Origin of the sequence: Nocardioides sp. J54 (assembly GCF_000519005.1) — a bacterium.
Taxonomy (GTDB): domain Bacteria; phylum Actinomycetota; class Actinomycetes; order Propionibacteriales; family Nocardioidaceae; genus Nocardioides.
Window position 1 is genome coordinate 15,774 of record NZ_JAER01000037.1, and the last position, 19,413, is coordinate 35,186.

12 protein-coding genes are annotated in these 19,413 nt (G+C 67.8%); 5 read left to right on the forward strand and 7 right to left on the reverse strand.

The window, feature by feature from the left end:
• Nucleotides 1-122: 122 nt before the first annotated feature.
• From NOCJ54_RS0118530 to NOCJ54_RS0118555, 6 genes are all read right to left on the reverse strand, one after another.
• Nucleotides 123-1,778, reverse strand: a complete 1,656-nt coding sequence (locus NOCJ54_RS0118530) for a hypothetical protein (RefSeq protein ID WP_028656683.1) — start codon at nt 1,776-1,778, stop codon at nt 123-125.
• On the reverse strand, nt 1,775-2,893 hold the full coding sequence (locus tag NOCJ54_RS0118535; RefSeq protein WP_028656684.1) for a DUF3320 domain-containing protein: 1,119 nt from the start codon (nt 2,891-2,893) through the stop codon (nt 1,775-1,777). The genes NOCJ54_RS0118530 and NOCJ54_RS0118535 overlap by 4 nt, the downstream gene beginning before the upstream one ends.
• On the reverse strand, nt 2,893-6,327 hold the full coding sequence (locus tag NOCJ54_RS0118540; RefSeq protein WP_028656685.1) for a type ISP restriction/modification enzyme: 3,435 nt from the start codon (nt 6,325-6,327) through the stop codon (nt 2,893-2,895). Before NOCJ54_RS0118540 ends, NOCJ54_RS0118535 begins: the two co-directional genes overlap by 1 nt.
• Nucleotides 6,324-9,419, reverse strand: coding sequence for a helicase-related protein (locus NOCJ54_RS0118545; RefSeq protein ID WP_028656686.1), 3,096 nt, complete (start codon nt 9,417-9,419; stop codon nt 6,324-6,326). Before NOCJ54_RS0118545 ends, NOCJ54_RS0118540 begins: the two co-directional genes overlap by 4 nt.
• A gap of 72 nt (nt 9,420-9,491) precedes the next feature.
• On the reverse strand, nt 9,492-10,616 hold the full coding sequence (locus NOCJ54_RS0118550; RefSeq protein ID WP_028656687.1) for a DNA sulfur modification protein DndB: 1,125 nt from the start codon (nt 10,614-10,616) through the stop codon (nt 9,492-9,494).
• A gap of 118 nt (nt 10,617-10,734) precedes the next feature.
• A complete protein-coding gene (locus NOCJ54_RS0118555; protein WP_028656688.1) occupies nt 10,735-12,141 on the reverse strand; it encodes a hypothetical protein in 1,407 nt (468 codons plus the stop codon).
• Nucleotides 12,142-12,289: 148 nt separating this feature from the next.
• Here NOCJ54_RS0118555 and NOCJ54_RS0118560 point away from each other — a divergent pair, with 148 nt between their 5' ends.
• Genes NOCJ54_RS0118560 through rlmC form a run of 5 tightly spaced genes read left to right on the forward strand, consistent with a single transcriptional unit; the run spans nt 12,290 to nt 18,639 of the window.
• Nucleotides 12,290-14,284 carry a thioredoxin domain-containing protein gene (locus NOCJ54_RS0118560; protein WP_028656689.1) on the forward strand — a complete coding sequence of 665 codons (1,995 nt, stop codon included), beginning with the start codon at nt 12,290-12,292 and terminating at the stop codon, nt 14,282-14,284.
• Nucleotides 14,277-15,029, forward strand: coding sequence for a matrixin family metalloprotease (locus tag NOCJ54_RS26880; protein WP_051486067.1), 753 nt, complete (start codon nt 14,277-14,279; stop codon nt 15,027-15,029). Before NOCJ54_RS0118560 ends, NOCJ54_RS26880 begins: the two co-directional genes overlap by 8 nt.
• Nucleotides 15,026-15,925: a DUF1353 domain-containing protein gene (locus NOCJ54_RS0118570; RefSeq protein WP_157514966.1), complete on the forward strand. Its 900-nt coding sequence runs from the start codon at nt 15,026-15,028 to the stop codon at nt 15,923-15,925. Before NOCJ54_RS26880 ends, NOCJ54_RS0118570 begins: the two co-directional genes overlap by 4 nt.
• Nucleotides 15,926-15,953: 28 nt before the next feature.
• A complete protein-coding gene (locus NOCJ54_RS0118575; RefSeq protein WP_028656691.1) occupies nt 15,954-17,441 on the forward strand; it encodes an aldehyde dehydrogenase family protein in 1,488 nt (495 codons plus the stop codon).
• Nucleotides 17,442-17,469: 28 nt separating this feature from the next.
• A complete protein-coding gene (rlmC, locus tag NOCJ54_RS0118580; RefSeq protein WP_036518647.1) occupies nt 17,470-18,639 on the forward strand; it encodes a 23S rRNA (uracil(747)-C(5))-methyltransferase RlmC in 1,170 nt (389 codons plus the stop codon).
• On the opposite strand, the gene trhA is transcribed toward rlmC, so the two are convergent.
• Nucleotides 18,624-19,364, reverse strand: coding sequence for a PAQR family membrane homeostasis protein TrhA (gene trhA, locus NOCJ54_RS26885; RefSeq protein ID WP_051486069.1), 741 nt, complete (start codon nt 19,362-19,364; stop codon nt 18,624-18,626). The genes rlmC and trhA overlap by 16 nt on opposite strands.
• Between the last annotated feature and the right edge of the window lie 49 nt (nt 19,365-19,413).

The window sequence follows — 19,413 nt, forward strand, 5'->3', positions numbered from 1 at the left end:
GAACGGCGGAGTTGCGAGGCGTGCGCCGTCCAAGGAACAGCGGACGGCACCGCCACTGCGCGAGCGTCGCTGTTCAGACTTTCTCTACTGCATCGAGAGTCTGAGGTCTCGCCTGCCTTCACCTACGAGTCGTCGGTGAGACCCGGCAGGAAGTGGGCCCGGAGATGGATCAGCACCTCGATCGCTTCCACGAGCAGCTTGGCGAAGCCCCAGGCGAGACTGTCGCTTCCGAGTTCGGCAGCGAGGAAGTCGTCATAATCGGACCCCTTCCGGTGTGCGGCAGCCCGAGATCGGAGTCGCTGGACCTTCTGGAGGACGGCGACGTCGCCGTCGGCATATGGATAGCTCTCGTGGTCCAACCAGCGCTTCAGCTTCGCGATGCTGCGCTCGTCCTTGATCTTGTTCGGTAGGACCGCGTCGATTGCCGAGTCGTTGAGAGCGTCGATCATCACCTTGGCGAGGTTGAGGATCTGTGCTTCGAACTCCGGCTGACTTTCGTTAAGCGGGATGCGAAGACGCTTGATCACATGCGCATCGGCCTCGACGGGTTCGCGGAAGAGATCCCACCCGAGTGCCTTCGGCCAGTCGGCGCGAAGCTTGTCGTAGCGATACTTGAAGCGAAGATCTGGCGCTTCGGGCCAGGTTGGCTGCGCGAGGAATGATCGGCGGATATTCGTCGAGCTCATCGACGACGTCGGTGTGATGTTCTGGCTTCGCCAGTGGTCGCGCTCTGATTCGGGAAGGTCGCGGCCGAGATCTCCCAGGAACACCACGATGTGGTCGGGGTGGTCGTTGTCGATCTGGACGCTCCAGAGCCCAGCACATCTCAAGCGCCCGTCGGAGACCGTGAACTTCCGAGAATCCTCGTAGTACTTCTGCAGGACGTCTCGGCGAAAGAAAACGGGCGTCAGATAGTGGGGCGCGTCCGGGTTCTTGCCGAAGTAGTTGGCCAGGGTGTCTGGGTCGCAGGTGTGGCGAACTGGCCGTCCATTTTCGTCTTCCCCGATGATGAACTCGGGGTAGTGCTCGGGGCTCGTCTCGTCGAACGGCCAGACGCCGGCGTGGCGCTGTTCGGGCGCCGGCAGAACCCTCGTCCCGAGCAACCGGGAGAACGGTCCCTTCCGCATGCCGCCACCGAGGTGGCGCTGGGCGGTGAACGAGATGCGTTCCTGGTCGCCCTCGATCTCGATATCCAGCGCGTCGTAGTCAACCGTGTCAGCGTCGGCGAGGTCTTCGACGAACTGCACGGAGTCGGTGAATAGCAGCAGGTCGAGTTGCCGGCCGGCTTGGAACTGCTTGAGGAGATTGGTCCGGATACGCACTTCGGTGCTCGAAACCGTCGCGGCTACGTACTCAGTGCCGTCGTCACTCAGCTTGATGAGCTTGGCGGCGTCCGGGCTCATCCACAGGTTGTGGTAGAGCCGAAACTCCTCCGAGAGCTGCGGAAGCATGTCGGGGAGGCCGCCGTGAAATTCCTGCATGAGAACGAGCGGCTCCAACCCATCGTCGGTGCCGTAGCGGTGGTAATGGGTCTCAGTTCCGCCCTCCCCGTAGGACTGCGAGAACCCGGGGAGCCCGTAGCCGATGTGGAAGTCCCAACTAGCATCGGCCACCGCCTCCGCCCGTCGACCAGGTTCGGAGAACGCCGAGAAGTACGCACCGTTACCGGCATCATCACGCCAGGACGAGTAGACGACGGTCCACGGACCGGTGCCATTGGCACGGAACTCTTGGAGCGCTCGGGTCTGTCTCAGCCGATCGAGGGCGTCTTCGGTCACTGCAGCTCCAGGTCCCTCGCCCGCGATAGATGGGCAGCGACCGGCTTGGTGCGACGCTTGCGCCCGAAGGTCTGCAGTACGGCGACGTCGAGCTCGTCGTCGGTGATGCCGACGCGCTTGGTCTTGATGTGCCGCACTGCGTTGGCGATCTCGACTGGGCTGATGTGGATGAACGGACGGTCAGCGTTGCTGTCGTTGGGGCGGAACTCGGTCCAGGAACCGGGGTCGATCTCACGAGGCCAGACGAACTCGTCTTCGTCGACGAAGAGACCGGCCTGCCTGATTTGGTAGGCGATCTTCTTCTCACGGTTCGCCCGCACACGCTGCAGTCCAAACGACTGAGCGGTCTTGTCCACGAGTCGATCGAGATGGATCGGACCCTCGTACGTCGCGATCTCGACGGCGACTGCCCTCACTTTCTCCTTGGCCACCTTCTTGGGCAGGTCATCGAGGACGTCGACCGCGCCGACCGGGACTACAGTCCATGGCTCGAACTCCAGGCGCATGCTGCCAATGACGCTGGGTTCGCGTTCCAACAATTCCGGATCCGGGGTTACGACCTCGGGGTTGTCAGTGCCCTCTGTGTTGCCGGGGGTGGGAACCTCGGCGCGAGCTGGAGAGGGCGAGGCGGGTGGCGTTGCTGACGCTTCGGCAGCCTGCTCGGTGACTCCCGCTTCCACGGCCAGTGCGGTGAGCGCCTCGTGACGGATGCTCCGTGCATCCTCAATACCGTCGTCGTCGAAATGCTCCAGGAGGCGGACGCAGAAGTCGTTGGCGCGGAACGCTTCCTCGACCGAGAAGTCGTACATGTGCGCCATCTGCTTCCGGACGATGCGGAGCTCGTTGCCGATGGTGCTGACTGTGCGCTGCTTGTCATCAAACGGGTAACCGAAGTCGCCGAGCCGCTCGGTGAGCATGCGGAGTTGGGCCTGAAGGTCGTACGTCCAATGCTGGTAGCCGCCCGAGAAACCCTTCTTCTGGTCAAGGATGTCGAGCACCACAGTCCACGCGTGGCCGCCGAGGTTGGGTGCGAGCTTCGCGGCGATGATCGGATCGAGCCTCTTCGCGAGGTGGTCGAGCCCTTCCTTCACGGACAGGTTCGGCTTGAAGGTCATCAGAAGATCACCTCGCCCTGCGTTCCAGGAAGCATCCCGTCCTCGAAGAACAAGGCAGCGTTGTCCGATGACGTACCGCCCTTCGGCGGCTTGCGCAGAGCGTCGGGCACGGGAGGCAGTTCGTCAGCGGGAATGAGCGGGCCCGCAAGGATCTGCTCCAGCAAGGCGATTCCGTCAGGCACGGTCGCGAGAGTCTCCTTGATGGCGGCGACGATCTCGACGAGCTCATGGCTCCACTCAGGCGCCCAAGCAGTGGGTCGGATGTGGTCGAGCGGTGAAGCGCTGGAAGCAGCGCGGCCAGCCGGCTTCGACATGCGGTAGCCGAGCCACTTGGGGATCACGGCCATGCCGCTGACCTCGAACACCCAAGCCTCTTCCGGAACGCCGGTGAGTACGCCGTCGGCGACCTTCAGGGTCTCGGAGGCGGCGTCGAACTTGATGTCTGCCTTCGCGTCCGGGAGACGGGACGGCTCGGCCTGCCAGGCGACACCAGAGGTCGGCAGCGAGCCAGCGCCGAAGCGCTCGCCGAAGGTCTGGAGCCAGATCAACTTCTCGCCATGTTGCGACATACGGGCGAACAGCTCGGGGTCGGCGGTGAGCGGAACGCGGGGGCCTGGAGTCTCGAGGGCCTCGTGGAACCGATCGGTGTAGTCGGTGCCAGCAAGCACCCCGAAGGTGTAGGCGAAGAGCAGCTCGACGGTGACCTTGGTGCCGAGCTTGCCGCCGAGGACCTTGAGCGCCGCCGGGTCTGCGTTGGGGGTGCACTTGGCGTCGCGGTACAGCGGGACGATGTCCTTGCCGCCGTAGGAGCCCCGGAAGTGATGCTTGTCTGGCACGGCCGTCGTCAGGGTCGCGGCCGGTCCGCTGCCGAGACTCGTGGTCGTCATCGTCGTGAGGAACACCTGCTTGTCCGACAGGGATGCCCAGAGGGAAGGACTCTCCGTCTTGGCGAGCCGGGGATCTTGGAACGTCCACTGTCGGTCGAAGGAGCGCATCCCGAACCTGACGATCGCCTGGTGCGGAGCGCCCCCCTTCAGATCGACAAGCGGGGTCATGCCCGGCACCTTCGTCGTGATGCTGCGCCCGGTCTTCGAGGGCGAGAAGTACCTCAGCCGCTCGTCAGGCACAGTCGTGTCGACGAACCGCTCCCAGCGCTCCTCCAACAGCGAGGCGATGGGTGCCACCGGCCAGGTGCGGCTGATCATCGACCCCGGCTGCTGCCACGGAAACAGGTCGGTCACCTTCGGGCATGCTGCCCAGTCGGCGCCGCCTGCGGTCGGGATCAGGGGCGCGTGCCAGTCAGTACTCGCCTCAAGGGTGGTGAGTGTCGTCTTGCCAGCGGCGAGGTCGGTGAGCGCGGAAAGCTTTTCAGCCCTGGTGCCCCAGTAGCTGGCGTACCGCACGGGCGCTGGCTTGCTTCGATCGCCGTTGCCATGGCGCACGAGGGTCACGATCGCGACCGGCGACTCGATGTCGAAGACGTTCTCGTCCTTGCGGGTGCCCTTGTTGTCGCCGTGGAGGTCGACGACGGTGATCTCGTCCGCGACCTCACGGGCGAGTCGGCGAAGGCCGAGGAATCCGGGGCCGTCGAGCCACGACGACGCTGTGATCATCGAGATGACGGCAGGGCCTGTGTTCTCCTCGAACACCTTCCAGATCGCCCAGCGCCAGAAGTAGACGTAGAGGTTGTAGAGGCTGGCATGCGCGCTGAAGATCACGTGCTTCTTGGCATCGTCGAAGATGTCGTCGAACAGCGACCGAGATGCGCCGTCCTGTAGGGCGGTGATGAAGCCGCCCGTGCCGCTGCTCTCGACGCGGTCGTAGGGCGGGTTGCCGATCAGGACGTTGTGGTTCCAGTCGTACTTGACCTCATCGGCGTGTGCGCCCTCCGTGCTGATCGGGTCGGCGAGCGCTTCGATGACGTGTGGGTGCTTGGCTCCAAGCGTGTCGCCGAGGTAGATAGGCAGGCGTGCCTTCTCCCGGAGCTCCTCGGAGATGTCGAGCGATACCTTGAGGTGGCTGACAGCGTAGGAGGCGAGTGAGATCTCGCATGCGGAGGCATGGGCCAGGGCGGCTGCCTCGCCGGACTCCTTGTCGTTGCGCCTGGCCTGCCGCAGCCATTCGACGAGGAACGTGCCGGTGCCATTGGCGGGGTCGAACATCGAGACGACTGCGTCGTCCGCCCTGGCGCGCTTCGGGATGTCGATGTCGGGGTTCGCCTCGACGTACTCGGCCCAGGTGGTGGAGTCTGCGACACCAAGCGGCAGCCCGAAGGACTTCAGCGCGTCGTCGACGGTCTTGACGATGTAGCGCACCACCGGAAGGGGCGTGTAGAACGCACCCAGGTTTTTCCGCTGGTCGGGGTCGTACTGAGCGAGGAACTCTTCGTAGAAGTAGACGACCGGGTCGTCGCGCTGGTTGTCGGCACCGAAGTCGGCGAGCAGCTCGTCGACGTCCGTTACGGCGAGCTGCTCCGCAAGCTCGTTCAGGCCCAGCTCGTCAACGTCGATAACCCCATCGGAGTCGTCGCGGAAGCGCGAGTAGATCGCGTCGAGGAACTCGTTGTCGAACTTCAGGGCGGAGACGGACTGGTCAGCCTTGAACTCCTCGGGGTGCGCGATGCGGGCGGTCAGCAGCCCGTAGACCATCGTCTGGGCATAGACATCGGCGAACCGGTCAGGCGTCAGGTTCCCCAGCAGTTGCTCGCGGACATCGTTGAACAGGGCCCGGATCGGACCTCCCTCGGTCTCGACCTCGTAGAGCGCACGAACTTCGTCGCGAACGTCCTGAGCGACCTCAGCCATGCGGGCCGACAGTGCCTTGGCTGACCGGATGCCCTCACGGTAGCCCCGGAAGCCCTGGCCGAACTCAGGGCTCATGACGATCTTCGGGCCGTCCGGGGATTCCCAGAACAGGTCGGGTACGCCACGGCGTACCAGGAGATCGAGTCGGGCGGAGGTCGGCTCGTTGCTCCAGGAAAGGACATTGAGCACGCGCTTGCCGTCCTTCTCGCGGAAGTTGACGACGTGCAGGAGGTGCTCGTTGCCTTCGGAGAGGCAGAAGAACAGCAGATCAGGGAGATCCCATTGGGCGTGGGTGCCGCTGCCCTTGCGGGCGCGCTCGTTCTTGACAAGACGCTGCACGAGGCGGCGGATCGCCCCGACCGGCAACCGGCCGCCGTCGAACTCCAACACCCAGACGCCGAACGCCTGATCCTTCTTGAGCTGCGGAATCTGAGAGATGTGCTTGAGCTTCGCGACCTTCTCCGGATCGAGGTGGAGCTCCTCCGGTTCCCACTCCAACTGGAGGTCGTCCCAAGTCAGCCCATCCGGGATGGGCCACTCCAGGCCGTCGAGGAGCAACGTCAGGAGGTCGTCGGTCGAGCGGGGCGCCGACCTCAGGAGCTGGCGGAGGCGTTGTTCGTTGGCAGTCATCGCACTTCCATCCAGCAGAGCGTCTTCGGGGTCGGGGCATCCATCGGCAACTGTGTTTCCTTGCGGAGACGCTTGGTCTCGTCCCGCTCGAACTCGCGCAGAGCGCGGTGAACCTCGGCGCGGTCGCTGAATGCCGCAGCCGGAGTGGACGGGTCGGCTCCGATGGCGCCGTCGACGGTGTGCAGGGCACGTTCGACTCCGTCCGCCGTGCGGAGCGACCACTCGATCTCGCCGGGCTCGATCGTCCACTCAGCCTCGTGGTCGTCGTCCTTGACCTTGGTGAGAACGGGAACTCGTCGACAGATGAACACACCACTCGGCTTGCCGTCCTTGGCCGCTGAGATTCCATCGGGGAGCCGCTCGACGAGCTCGTCCAGGCCGGGGTTCTCCTTGACCAGATGGAGCCACTTCAGCCGGAGATCCTCGATCGGCGCGATGTCGCCGTTGTATTCGTCCTTGAAGGCCTGGAAGACCTTCACGTCGTCGTACATGTCGGACTCGTCGATGAGCTTGCCGCCCGGGATGCCGAGGGTGCTGGAGATCATCAGCGTCTTGCCGTGGACCCGGCTATAGAGGGTGAGCAGGTCCTCGATCTCGGCCGGCGGCAGGAAGTTCCGGATCTGGATGTGACCGCGGGACTTCTTCGCCGACGGCTTCTCCTTGACCAGCTCCTTCTCGATGGCGGGGTTCATGCGCCGGTCGACGCGGCCGATGCGCTGCATCAGGCGCACGGGGTTCCAGTGGATGTCGTAGTTGACGAGCAGGCTGCCGTCTTGCAGGTTGACGCCTTCGCTCAACACGTCCGTAGAGACCAGAACGCGCAGGGGCGCGAGCTTCTTGCGGTCCTCGGCAGACACCTTGTTGTAAAAGGGAGCGAACCGCTTGATCATCGCGTATCGGTCGGCGCCGCGGGTGCCGTCGATCCGGTCGACGTCGACAAGACCGTCCTTGCGAAGTTGCTCCTCGAGGTACCGGGCGGTGTCGGCGAATTCGGTGAAGACGATGACCGGTTCGTTGCGGAACTCGGGCGTGAAGACCGTGTTGTCGATGGTCTTCTTGCCCTCCTTCGAGGGTCCAAGCAGTAGGTCGCGCAGACGAAGGTACTTGTCGTCGTACCCCGCGCCCCCGAGGATCAGGCCCATGAAGCGCCGCAACTGGTCGAGGTCCTCGAAGGCTGCGTCGATCATCTCCTGCAGCTTGTAGTCACCGCCGACGAGGTTGTACTCCAGCTCGTTGAGCTCTTCCTCCGTGAGATCCTCCTCGTGCCAGACCTCCTCGAGCGTGGCCCGGTAGCGGTCGTGGATCGCCTTGAGGGTCGGCTCGTTGACGGTGCGCCACTCGGCCAGCCGGATCTCCTGATCGGGGTCGATCTTGGTGTTGACGTCGAGCCACCGGAGCACCTTCGCCGACAGATCGAGGCAGGAGCCGGCGAAGGCAGCCAGACTCGACTCGAACCGCTTGAGGAAGGTCGTGCGGATCAGGGCCACGACCTGCTTCTGTCGGTTCTCGGCCTTGGTGTCGACGTCCTTGTTCGTCGAGAACGCCAGCGGGTAGTACATCGGCAACACGAAGAGAGGTGTGGCCCGACTGAACGCGTTCTGAAGCTCGGTGAACAACGGGGAGTAGAGAGTGCCGAAGTCGTACTCCACTACGCGCGGGACTTGAGTCTCGGGGAAGACGACCTCGCTGCCGCCGGCGATCTTGGAGCTCTCGACGGCGTACTTCCGGCTGTTCTGGTGGATGACCGACTGAAACAGCTTGTCCTGGGCCATCAGCGCTGCGATCGCCGCGCTGTCCGGCACCGCGCTCTTGAACGGGCGCTCAAGCTCGATCGTGTACTTGCGCAAGCTGTTGATGCCTATGCTGGCGAAATAGTCGTCCTCATCGACTCCGGTGAACAGCTCCGCCTGGTGCACCAGATCGAACAGCGAGTTGTTGATCGGGGTCGCAGTCAGCAGGAACACCGTCTTGCCCTTGCAGATCTCCTGCATCCGCCACCAGCGGGATCCCCACGGGTTGTCCTCGTCGTCCTGATCGGGTGCCTTGCCGTGGTTCCGGAAGTTGTGCGCCTCATCGATGATGATCACGTCTGCGCGCTTCGCGAGGTGTTCGATCTCGGCGGCACCCTTCTGGGTGCTGAGGTCGGTGTGTGCCCTAACGAGGACGTTGGAGAACTGGCCGAACAGGTCGGGCAACTTCTCCTGAAGCTCGGGGTTCCACACGGCGTCCTGGCCGGTCTTGGTGGCCATGATCAGAACGTTCTTGTGGTGACGGACCGCGTAGTACTCAGTGAGCATCAAGCCGACGAACGTCTTGCCGAGACCGACGCCATCGGTGAGGAAGCCGCCGTTCCAGCGACGTGACATCTCGACGAGGGAGTGGAAGGCCTCCTGCTGATAGGGAGCCAGCATCGGGTAGATGACCGAGTCTGACTCCTCCCAGCTCTTGTCCGTGGGGTCGACGTTCGCGGTGAGTGCATGGAGGGCCTTGGCGTACACCTCGAACGGCGTGAACTGTCGGACGTTGTGCTCCAGGACCGAGAGCAGCTCGGCGTTGACCGGCGCGGCTTCGGCCCAGTGCTTCTCGTACCACTCCTGAAGGTCGGCGACCTCCGGCCCCTGGAACCTCACGTTGAGCTCAACGTTCTGCGTGAGGCCCGGCCGGGTGAAGTTGGACGAGCCGACCAGCGCAGCCGAGCCGACGACCTTCAGCTTGCTGTGCGTGATGTACGCCTTGGCGTGGAACTTCTTCGGCTTGTAGACGCGGATCTCGATCTTGCCAGTGCGGATGCCGTCAACGACCGCGTCTACGCCGGTGAGGAAGGCGTCACGGGTCTGCCGCTCGACCACGATCGAGGTGTCGAGGGCAGCAACGATGGCGTCGGCCGTGGTGCGGCTCGTTTCGCCGCCGATCAGAAGCCGGATCTTGTCGACCTTCTGCCACGCCCCGTCCAGGGCGAGGAAGGCGCCGATCTCGAAGTGGCCCGTAGCGATGTCGATCGCCGAGCTGATGTCGCACCACTCGCGGACGTACTGGAGCGCCTTCCAGTCCTCAGCGGTGTTGTCGACGATGAACTGCTCTGGTGTTGCCACGCGGTGTCCCCTTGCTCCCTTGCGGTTTGAAACTCTATTGGCGGGCGCCGACGGAAAGCGGCGCTTTCACGATCAGGGCTTCAGGCCGACCTTCGCGAGCATCGAGTCGGCAGCAGCCTTGCGCGTCTGGAAGGACGTGCGCAGGGTCAGCTTCGCGATCCCGCCGGACGTGACCGAGGAGACGAGGACGCCGATCTTCTGCCAGTCGGGGTTGTTGTACGAGAAGTAGTCGACGGTGGCACCGTTCCCGGTGGTCGCCGGGTCCTTGAGGTGGTCCAGGACGCTCAGGTCCTTCGTCGAGGTCGCCCAGATCGCGGCCGCGATCGCGATCACGCCGTGGACCGAGAGGGCGGAGCCGGCGACGGACGAGCCGCGGAGGTTCTTGCGGACGTCGGTGGTGACTCGCCCGAACTCCGGGCGGACCCTCACGAGCGCGTCCCAGAACTTGATGAGGAAGTCGACCTGGTCGGTGCGCGCCTGCTCGTTGAAGGGCAGGTCCGACCAGTGGTCCTCGAAGGCCTTGGACAGAGTGTTGAAGGCAACCAACTTCGCGGAGGACGCCGACACCGAGTTGGACAGCAACTCGACGTTGTTGGTGCCGAGATGCTGCGAGCCGCGCACGAGGCGGTTCACGAGGTCATCGGTGGTGAAGTCCTCCTGGTAGGCCGACTTCGCGGCGCTCTCGTTCACCTTGTCGCCGTCGTTGTTGAACGACCGTCCGATGCGCGGCGCGTCGGTGTCGTTCGCCAGCCAGATGCGGACGGCGAAGCGGCGGTCATAGAGGTGCACGCCGTGGGGGTTCATGGTCGTGATGTTGTCCGAAGCCTTCTGGATCGCCGTGATGCGCGACTGGGAGTCGATGCCGGTGTCGAAGTAGCCCGAGAAGAGAGCGAGGGCGTCGTCCTCGATCTCGTAGTCGGTGTCAGCGGCGTCCGGGTTCAACCGGATCGACAGGTTGCCGATCACGCCGTTGCCCTCGAGCAGCTCAGCCGCCCAGTTGTTGACCTTGCGCTTGGTCTTGGCGCTCATGGTGTTCTTCTGCCAGTCGGGGCGGATGTTGCCCTCGAACTTCAGGACGTCAGTGTCGATCAGGTCGATGATCTGCTTGCCGGTGAGGACGGTCTCGTAGTGGGTGCCGGCGGCGTCGTCGACCTCGCGGACATCGTGGAGGACGACCTTGGGCTGCTGCATGTTCATGTTGCTCCTACGTTGCTACGGGTGCTGTGCGGACGAGTGTCAGTAAATCATACGTAGGTACGTAAAGCAAACGTAGACCCGTAGATCGTGCGTAGGGGCGTCCTGCTGGCGGTTGGATCTATCGATTTGCCAGCTTCGTGACCGAGTCGCGGAGGGCGTCCTCGCCAGCGCGGACGTAGTGGTTCAGGACGGTGGTGAGCTTGTCGCCGAGGTACTGCGCGACGACTTCCCACGACTCACCGAGCTCCTCGTGGAACCACTTGGTCGCGGCGTGGTGGCGGAGGTTGCGGTAGACGATGGTGCGGGGCCAGGCGTTGTCGGGGTCGTTCTCGTCGACCCACCTGCGGATCCGGTGCCAGCGCTCGTTGTGGAGCTCGGGCTTGACCGGCAACCCGGTGACGGTGTCGACGAAGATCCACTGTTCGTCCTCCGGTGGGACGGGGTAGTTCCACCAGGCGACGCTCTTGTCGGGTTCGCGCGCCGCGAGCTGGGCGCGGCGCTGGCGCTCCTCCTCCTGGGCGTTCACCACGCGCTGCATTGATGCGTTGGCCGGCAGCCCGAGTAGTTCCTTCACTCGCGGGAGCAGCTCGTCGTGCATGACCGAGCGGGGGAGGGGGACCTCGTGGATGACGTGGTTCTTCACCGGGCCGCGGAAGCCCGGCGAGTGGCGGGGCGTGATCCAGCTGCCGTTGACCTGGACGTAGCCGCGCTCGAGGAAGACGTCGATTGCGCGGAGGCCGTTTTGCTCGCCCAGACGGAGCCCGCCGAAGCCGGCGACGCGGATCTTGGTGCCGAAGAGTGGCAGTCGGGTCAGCAGGGGATCGGTGCCCTCCGGACCGCACAGCTTGTCGGCCGCGTCGGCCATCGCCTTCACCTGGCGGGTCTCCGGTCGCAGCCGCGGGTCTACGAACTGCGTCGTCGTCCCGTGGAACACCGTCGACCGGCCTATCTCCAGACCGTCCAACGGATCGAACCGGCGATCCAGCCACTCCAGTCGCCACGCCAACTTGCGCATCGCCGCCAGGACGCCGCGCACGTCCTCACGCCCCCGGGCCGAGTGCACCGTCTTCGAGGCTCGGTCGATCACCAGCTGGCTGTGCTCGACTCGCCACTTCGCCACGGGCACATGACCGATGGCCGGCAGGACATGCGCATTCACGCGCGACTCGCGACCTTGGATCGTGCGGGGCGCCTTGCCGCGGCGCTTGCTGTCGGCGATGTACTCCGCGGCGAGCGCCCCGATCGTGCGGGTGGCTCGCACCTTCGCGCTGGCCGGCGCTGCCTGCTCGTGGTCGAGCGCCTCCTCGGCCTGGGCGAAGATCTTGCGGGCCTCGGCCTCGGTGTTGGCTCGGCGTAGGACCGGCTTCCATGGCTCGCCCTCGCCGGCGGGCGCCTTGAACTTGATCTGGTAGCTCGTGCCGCCCGGCGGGGGAGCGTAGAGGCGGACGCGCCAGGGCCAGCCGGTGCCGTCGAGGCGGCGTTCCTTGCCCTGGGCGAGCAGGGTGGACTTCCTGCGGGTCGCCATCGCTGCCTCCCTCGTAGGGTGGGGACTGGGTCTCGATACGGCCGCGTTCCTCGGCCTACTCGACCAACGAGATCCAGAAATTCGTATCAACTATTTGTATCATCGGGACCAGATTGATACAAGGATCACTGGATCAGGAGCACTGCTGATGGCGAACCGACTGGCCTCCGCGACCAGCCCATATCTGCTCCAGCACGCTCAAAATCCTGTGGATTGGTGGGAGTGGGGGCCGTCCGCCTTTGAGGAAGCCCGGCGGCGCGACGTGCCCATTCTCCTGTCGGTTGGATATGCAGCTTGTCACTGGTGCCACGTGATGGCCCACGAGTCGTTCGAGGACCCGGCGACGGCGGACTTCCTCAACGCGCACTTCGTCAGCATCAAGGTCGACCGCGAGGAGCGCCCCGACGTCGACGCGGTCTACATGCAGGCGACGACCGCGATGACCGGGAACGGCGGGTGGCCGATGACGGTGGTGCTCGACCACGACGGGGTGCCGTTCTTCGCCGGCACCTACTTCCCGGACCAGCCGCGGCACGGCTCGCCGTCGTTCACCCAGGTCCTGCAGGCGCTCAGCGCCGCGTGGACCGAGCGCGGGGACGACGTGCGGGCGACGGTGGCGAACGTCGCCGAGCACCTGCGCCGCGAGGCGGCCCTGCCGGCGGCGCCGCTGACCCGGGAGGTGGTCGACGCGGCGGTCGGCACCCTGGCGGCCGAGTTCGACCCGATGGCCGGCGGCTTCGGGACGGCGCCGAAGTTCCCGCCGACGATGGTGCTCGAGCTCCTGCGCAGGTACGACGGACCCGAGGACCTGGCCGCGAAGGCGCGCCACATGCTCGCCCGCACCACCGCGGCGATGGCCGGCGGCGGGATGTACGACCAGCTGGGTGGCGGGTTCGCCCGCTACTCCGTCGACCGCGGCTGGGTGGTGCCGCACTTCGAGAAGATGCTCTACGACAACGCTCAGCTGCTCGGCCTCTACGCGCGCCTCGGCACCGCGCAGGGCGACCGGGTCGCGGGGGAGACGGCCGACTTCCTGCTGCGCGAGCTGCGCACGCCCGAGGGCGGGTTCGCCTCCGCGCTCGACGCCGACAGCGTCGGTGAGCCGGGCGGGCACGCGGAGGAGGGGCTCTTCTACGTCTGGACCCCGACCCAGCTGGTGGCCGAGCTCGGCCCCGACGACGGCGCGTGGGCTGCGGAGACGTTCGGCGTCACCGCGGAGGGCACCTTCGAGCACGGCACCTCGACCCTGCAGCTGCGGCACTTCCCCACGGACCCTGACGACCAGGCCCGCCTCGCCGACGTACGACGCAGGCTGCTCGCCGCGCGGGAGCAGCGCCCGCGCCCGGCGCGCGACGACAAGGTGGTCGCGGCGTGGAACGGGCTCGCGATCAGCGGGCTCGTCGACGCCGCCCGCCGCCTGCGACGGCCCGACCTGCTCGACGCGGCGGTCGGGGCGGCGGAGCTGCTCGCCTCGGTGCACCTGCGCGACGGGCGGCTGCTGCGGGTCTCCCGCGACGGCGTCGCCGGGCCGCACGCCGGCGTCCTCGAGGACCACGGCTGCGTCGCGTCCGGCTTCCTCGCCCTCGCCCGGGCCACCGCCGACCCGCGCTGGCTCGACCTCGCCACGGACCTCGTCGACATCGCGCTCGACGGCTTCGCCGCACCGGACGGCGGGTTCTTCGACACCCGTGCCGACGCCGAGGCGCTGGTCGTCCGGCCCCGCGACCCCGGCGACAACGCCAGCCCGAGCGGGTTCAGCAGCCTCCTGCACGCGCTCGTCGACGCGCACGCGCTGACCGGGGAGGGCCGCTACCGCGACGCAGCCGAGCGGGCCCTGCCGACCGTCGGCGCGCTCGCCGCGAAGGCGCCGCGCTTCGCGGGCTGGTCGCTGGCGGCGGCGACCACGATGCTCGACGGCCCCCTGGAGGTCGCGGTCGTCGGCCCCGCGGGGGCCGAGCGTGAAGCCCTCGAGGAGCGGGCGCTGCGCATCCCGGGCGCCGTGGTGGTCGTCGCGGACGGGCCGGTCGACGGCATCCCGCTGCTGGCCGGCCGCGCCCCCGTCGACGGACGCCCGGCGGCGTACGTCTGCCGCGGGTTCGTGTGCGAGCGGCCGGTCACCGACCCGGACGACGTCCGTGCGTGAGCGCTGGCGCTCCGGGCTCACCCTGCTGGGGAGCGTGCTCCTGCTCGCCGTCGTCGTGGTCATCGGGCCGGGCAACGAGCTCGCCGCGGTGCGCCGCGTCCTCGGCATCGGCAACGATCCGCTCGGCACGCCTGCCGAGGTCGTGCCCGGAGGCGTCCACGCGTTCCTGCGGCACCAGCCGGGCGACCCCGACGAGCCGGTGGCGTGGGACCCGTGCCGCGAGGTCCGCTACGAGATCAACCCCGACGGCGCACCCGGTGACCCCGACGACGCGGTCGCGTTCGTGCAGGAGGCGGTCGATGTCGTCTCCGGGCTGACCGGCCTGCAGTTCGACTACCTCGGCGAGACCGACCGGCGGCCGTCGTGGAAGGCCGACCTCGTCCCGCGCGGCAGCCGCGAGCCGGTGCTCGTCGCCTGGGCGACCGAGGACGAGGTCGAGGAGCTCAGCGGCAACGTCGCCGGCGTCGGGGGAGCGGTCGCGCAGTCCGACACCCGCGGCGGACGGCTGCGCTACGTCACCGGCCAGGTCACCCTCGACAGCGACGTCTACGACCGGCTCGGCGGCGACCCCGACGGCCGGGCCCGTGGTCGTGCCATCCTGCTGCACGAGCTCGGCCACCTCGTCGGGCTCGACCACGTCGACTCCCCGGGCGAGCTGATGTACGCCGACGAAGTCGGTCTCCTCGACTTCGGCACCGGCGACCGCAACGGCCTCGTCCGGCTCGGGAAGGGGCAGTGCGGATGAACCCGGTCGAGACCGCCGCCGACACCGGTCGCTTCTTCGACGGCGGGACCGTGACCGACCCGCCGGACCCCGCCTGCCCGCCGCGGGTCGTGCTCGAGCGGGTCGAGGTCGGCGACGTCCGGCGCCGCACCGAGCGCTTCCGCATGCAGCGCCGCATCGCCTACCGCGACCGGGAGTACGGCGTCCTGCTGGTCCCCGCCGACCCCGGCTCCTTCGAGAGCGACCTCGCCTCCGTGCCCGCGCTGTTCACCTGGCTCGTGCCGCGCACCGGTCGCCACCTGCCGCCGGCGCTGCTGCACGACGGCCTGGTCCACCGCGCCGACGAGCCCGCCGACTACGTGTCGGTCGACGGGCACGTGCTCGACCGGGTCGCCGCCGACCGGGTCTTCCGCGACGCGATGCGCGACACCGACACCGGCCCGGTGCGCAGCTGGCTGGTGTGGTCGGCGGTCACCCTCGGCACCATCCGCGCCGGCTCGACCGCGTGGTCGCGCGGGCAGCACCTGCGCTACCTCGTCGCCGCGGCGGGCAGCCTCCTGCTCATCGCCACCCTCGGCGTGCTGGCGACCCTCGACCTGTTCGACGTCGTCGACGTGCTGCCGTGGATGGGGGAGCGGGGCTTCGTCGAGGAGCTCGTCGGCGGTCTGGCCGGCGCGGTCGTCGTACCCCTGCTGCTGGGGCTGACGTGGGGACGGTTCCGGGTCGCCGGCGCCGTCACCGGGGTGGCGCTCGCCGTCCTGCTGCACGTGACGGTGGTGCTCGCGCTCATCTCGCTCGGCTACCTCGCGACCGAGTCGCTGGCGCGGCGCCAGCCTGTCGTGGCGCTCACCCTCGCCGGTGTCCTGGCGGGCGCGTCGGTGCTCGTGCTCGTCTTGGCTGTCGGACCGATGCGCTGACAGACGTACTGCCGGTATGTTTCAACCCGTGACCAGCACCGACGCCGCACCGGCCGCCGCGAAGACCTTCGACTCGCTCGACCCCGCCACCGGCGAGGTCGTGGGCACCCACCCGATCCACGACGCCGAGCACGTGGCCGCCGTCGTCGCGACCGCCCGCAAGGAGGCCGAGCGCTGGCGTGCGCTGGGCTTCGACGGTCGCAAGAAGGCCCTCGGCGCGTGGCGCAAGGTGATCGCCCGCCGGATCGAGGAGCTCGCCGCGGTGATGTCGCGCGAGACGGGCAAGCCGAAGGGTGACGCCCTCATGGAGGCCGCGCTCGCCGTCGACCACCTCGCCTGGGCCGCGAGCCACGCCGCGAAGGTGCTCAAGCGCCGCAGCGTCTCGCCGGGCCTGCTCATGGTCAACCAGGCCGCGAGCGTGGAGTACCGCCCGCTCGGCGTCGTCGGCGTCATCGGCCCCTGGAACTACCCCGTCTTCACCCCGATGGGCTCGATCGCCTACGCCCTCGCGGCCGGCAACACGGTCGTGTTCAAGCCGTCGGAGTACACCCCCGGTGTCGGCGAGTGGCTCGCCGACACCTTCCGCGAGGCCGTCGGCCGTCCCGTCTTCCAGGTCGTCACCGGCTTCGGCGAGACCGGTGCCGCCCTCACCGCCGCCGGCGTCGACAAGGTCGCCTTCACCGGCTCGACCGCCACCGGCAAGAAGGTCATGGCCGCCTGCGCCGAGACCCTCACCCCCGTCGTGATCGAGGCCGGCGGCAAGGACGCCCTGCTCGTCGCGGACGACGCCGACCTCGACGACGCCGCGGAGGCCACCCTGTGGGGCGCCGCCTCCAACGCCGGCCAGACCTGTGCCGGTGTCGAGCGGGTCTACGTCCACGAGCGGGTCTACGACGAGTTCCTCGACAAGCTGCTGGCCGAGGCGCAGAACGTCAAGGCCGAGCCCGGCGGCCAGGTGGGCCCGATCACCATGCCGTCCCAGGTCGACATCATCCGCCGCCACATCGACGACGCCCTGGCCCGCGGCGGCCGCGCGCTCATCGGCGGCCCGGTCCCCGAGGACGCCCGCTACGTGCAGCCGACGATCCTCGTCGACGTGCCCGAGGAGTCCTCGGCCGTCCAGGAGGAGACCTTCGGGCCCACCGTCACCGTCACCAAGGTGCGGTCGATGGACGAGGCCGTCGAGCGGGCCAACGGCACCCGCTACGCCCTCGGCTCCACGGTGTTCTCGAAGGAGCAGGGAATGGCGATCGCCGAGCGCCTGCGCGCGGGCATGACCGCCATCAACGGCGTCATCTCCTTCGCCGGCATCCCGACCCTGCCCTTCGGCGGCGTCGGCGACTCCGGCTTCGGCCGCATCCACGGCCCCGACGGCCTGCGCGAGTTCACCTACCCCCACGCGATCGCGCGGCAGCGGTTCAAGCCGGCCATCGCGCTCACGACCTTCCGCCGAACGGTCAAGGAGGAGCAGCAGCTCACCAAGGTGGTGCGCGCGCTCTACGGCCGCATGAAGTAGCTCGTCGGCCCCGGCCTACGATGGCGGCATGGGTCCCGCCGTGCTCGACTGCGCCCACTTCGCGGCGGGGGAGTGCCGCTCGTGCGCCTGGCTCGGACGCCGGTACGACGACCAGCTGGCCGCGAAGCTCGCGGCGACCCGGGCTCTGGTCGACGCAGCGGGGATGGTCTGGGAGCCGCCGGTGACCAGCCCGCCGGAGGGGTTCCGCAACAAGGCCAAGATGGTCGTGGCGGGCACGGCCGGTGCGCCGAGCCTGGGGATCCTCGACCCGCGGGGCGGCGGGGTGGACCTGCGGGACTGCCCGCTGCACACGCCGGGGATCGTCGCTGCGCTGCCGGTGCTCGCCGACTTCGTGGTGCGCGCCGCCCTGACCCCCTACGACGTCGCCTCGACGCTGCCGGTTACCCAGCGCGGCGAGCTCAAGCACGTGCTGGTCACCGAGTCACCCGACGGTGAGCTGATGGTGCGCCTGGTGCTCCGCTCGACCGCGGACGAGGCGCGGGTGCGCAAGCACCTGCCCTGGCTGCAGGAGCGGCTGCCGCACCTGCGGGTGCTGACGATCAACGTCCAGCCCGCGCACCGGGCCGTGCTCGAGGGCGACCGTGAGCTGGTGCTCACCGCGGCCGACACCCTGCCGATGCGGCTCGGCGCGATCACCCTGCACCTGCGCCCGCGCAGCTTCTTCCAGACCAACACCGACGTCGCGGCAGCCCTCTACCGCGAGGCGGTGGCGTGGACCGCCGACCTCGCGCCGCGGCGGGTGCTCGACCTCTACTGCGGCGTCGGCGGGTTCGCGCTCCACCTCGCCGCGCCCGGCCGGCAGGTCACCGGCATCGAGATCAGCGCCGACGCGATCGCCAGCGCCGAGCGCTCCCGCGACGAGGCCGCCCTGCCCGGGGAGATCCGGTTCGAGGTCGGCGACGCCACCGCCCCGGAGCACGCACCGCTGCTGGCGGAGGCCGACCTCGTGGTGGTCAACCCGCCCCGTCGCGGGCTCGGGCCGGAGCTGGCGCAGCGGCTCGAGGAGTCGGGCGTGCCGCACGTGCTCTACTCGAGCTGCAACCCCGAGACCCTGGCCCGCGACCTGGCCACGATGGCGTCGTACTCGCCGGTGCGGGGGCGGCTGCTGGACATGTTCCCCCAGACCCCGCACGCGGAGGTGCTGGTGCTCCTCGAGCGCCGTCAGCGCAGCGAGTAGGTCGCCAGCGACACCCCGACGTAGTGGGCGGCGAACGCGGCGATCGTGAAGCCGTGGAAGATCTCGTGGAAGCCGAACACGCGCGGCGAGGGGTCCGGCCACTGGAAGCCGTAGACCAGCCCGCCCATCGTGTAGAGCGCCCCACCGACCACGATCAGCACGAAGACCGCGATCCCGACGCCGAGGCCGAGCGCGACGGCACCGCTGAAGAACGCCGGGATGAAGAAGATCGCCGCCCAGCCGAGCGCGATGTAGATCGGCGCCGACAGCCAGCGCGGGGCTCCGGGCCAGAACAGCTTGAAGCCGATGCCGGCCAGGGCGCCGGTCCACACCACCGACAGCATGATCACCCGCGAGGGACCCTCGAGCAGGATCAGCGCGAACGGCGTGTAGGAGCCCGCGATGAACAGGAAGATGTTGGAGTGGTCGAACCGGTTGAGGATCCGCCACACCTTCGGTGACCACGTGCCGCGGTGGTAGAGCGCGGAGATCCCGAAGAGCAGCAGTGCCGACCCGGCGTAGAGCGCCGAGCCCACCTTCGTCGTCGCCGTCGGGGAGAGCACGATGAGCACGATGCCGGCGGCGAGGACGATCGGGGTGGACACGAGGTGGATCCAGCCGCGGAGCTTCGGCTTGATCTCGGCGACCTTGTCGCTGATCTGGTCACCGAGGTCGTCCAGCCGGGCGCGGACTCGGTCGTTCGCGTGGTGGAAGGCCTGACTCATGGCACGAGGGTACCCACGGAGCCGGAAAGCAACAGCGGCCGGACGAGCG

Bases quoted from the DNA above. Each gene is read 5' to 3' on its own strand.
- NOCJ54_RS0118560 (WP_028656689.1), top strand. From the start codon at position 12,290: ATGGCGAACCGACTGGCCTCCGCGACCAGCCCATATCTGCTCCAGCAC.
- NOCJ54_RS0118570 (WP_157514966.1), top strand. From the start codon at position 15,026: ATGAACCCGGTCGAGACCGCCGCCGACACCGGTCGCTTCTTCGACGGC.
- trhA (WP_051486069.1), bottom strand. From the start codon at position 19,364: ATGAGTCAGGCCTTCCACCACGCGAACGACCGAGTCCGCGCCCGGCTG.
- NOCJ54_RS0118550 (WP_028656687.1), bottom strand. From the start codon at position 10,616: ATGAACATGCAGCAGCCCAAGGTCGTCCTCCACGATGTCCGCGAGGTC.
- NOCJ54_RS0118540 (WP_028656685.1), bottom strand. From the start codon at position 6,327: ATGACTGCCAACGAACAACGCCTCCGCCAGCTCCTGAGGTCGGCGCCC.
- NOCJ54_RS0118555 (WP_028656688.1), bottom strand. From the start codon at position 12,141: ATGGCGACCCGCAGGAAGTCCACCCTGCTCGCCCAGGGCAAGGAACGC.
- rlmC (WP_036518647.1), top strand. From the start codon at position 17,470: ATGGGTCCCGCCGTGCTCGACTGCGCCCACTTCGCGGCGGGGGAGTGC.
- NOCJ54_RS0118535 (WP_028656684.1), bottom strand. From the start codon at position 2,893: ATGACCTTCAAGCCGAACCTGTCCGTGAAGGAAGGGCTCGACCACCTC.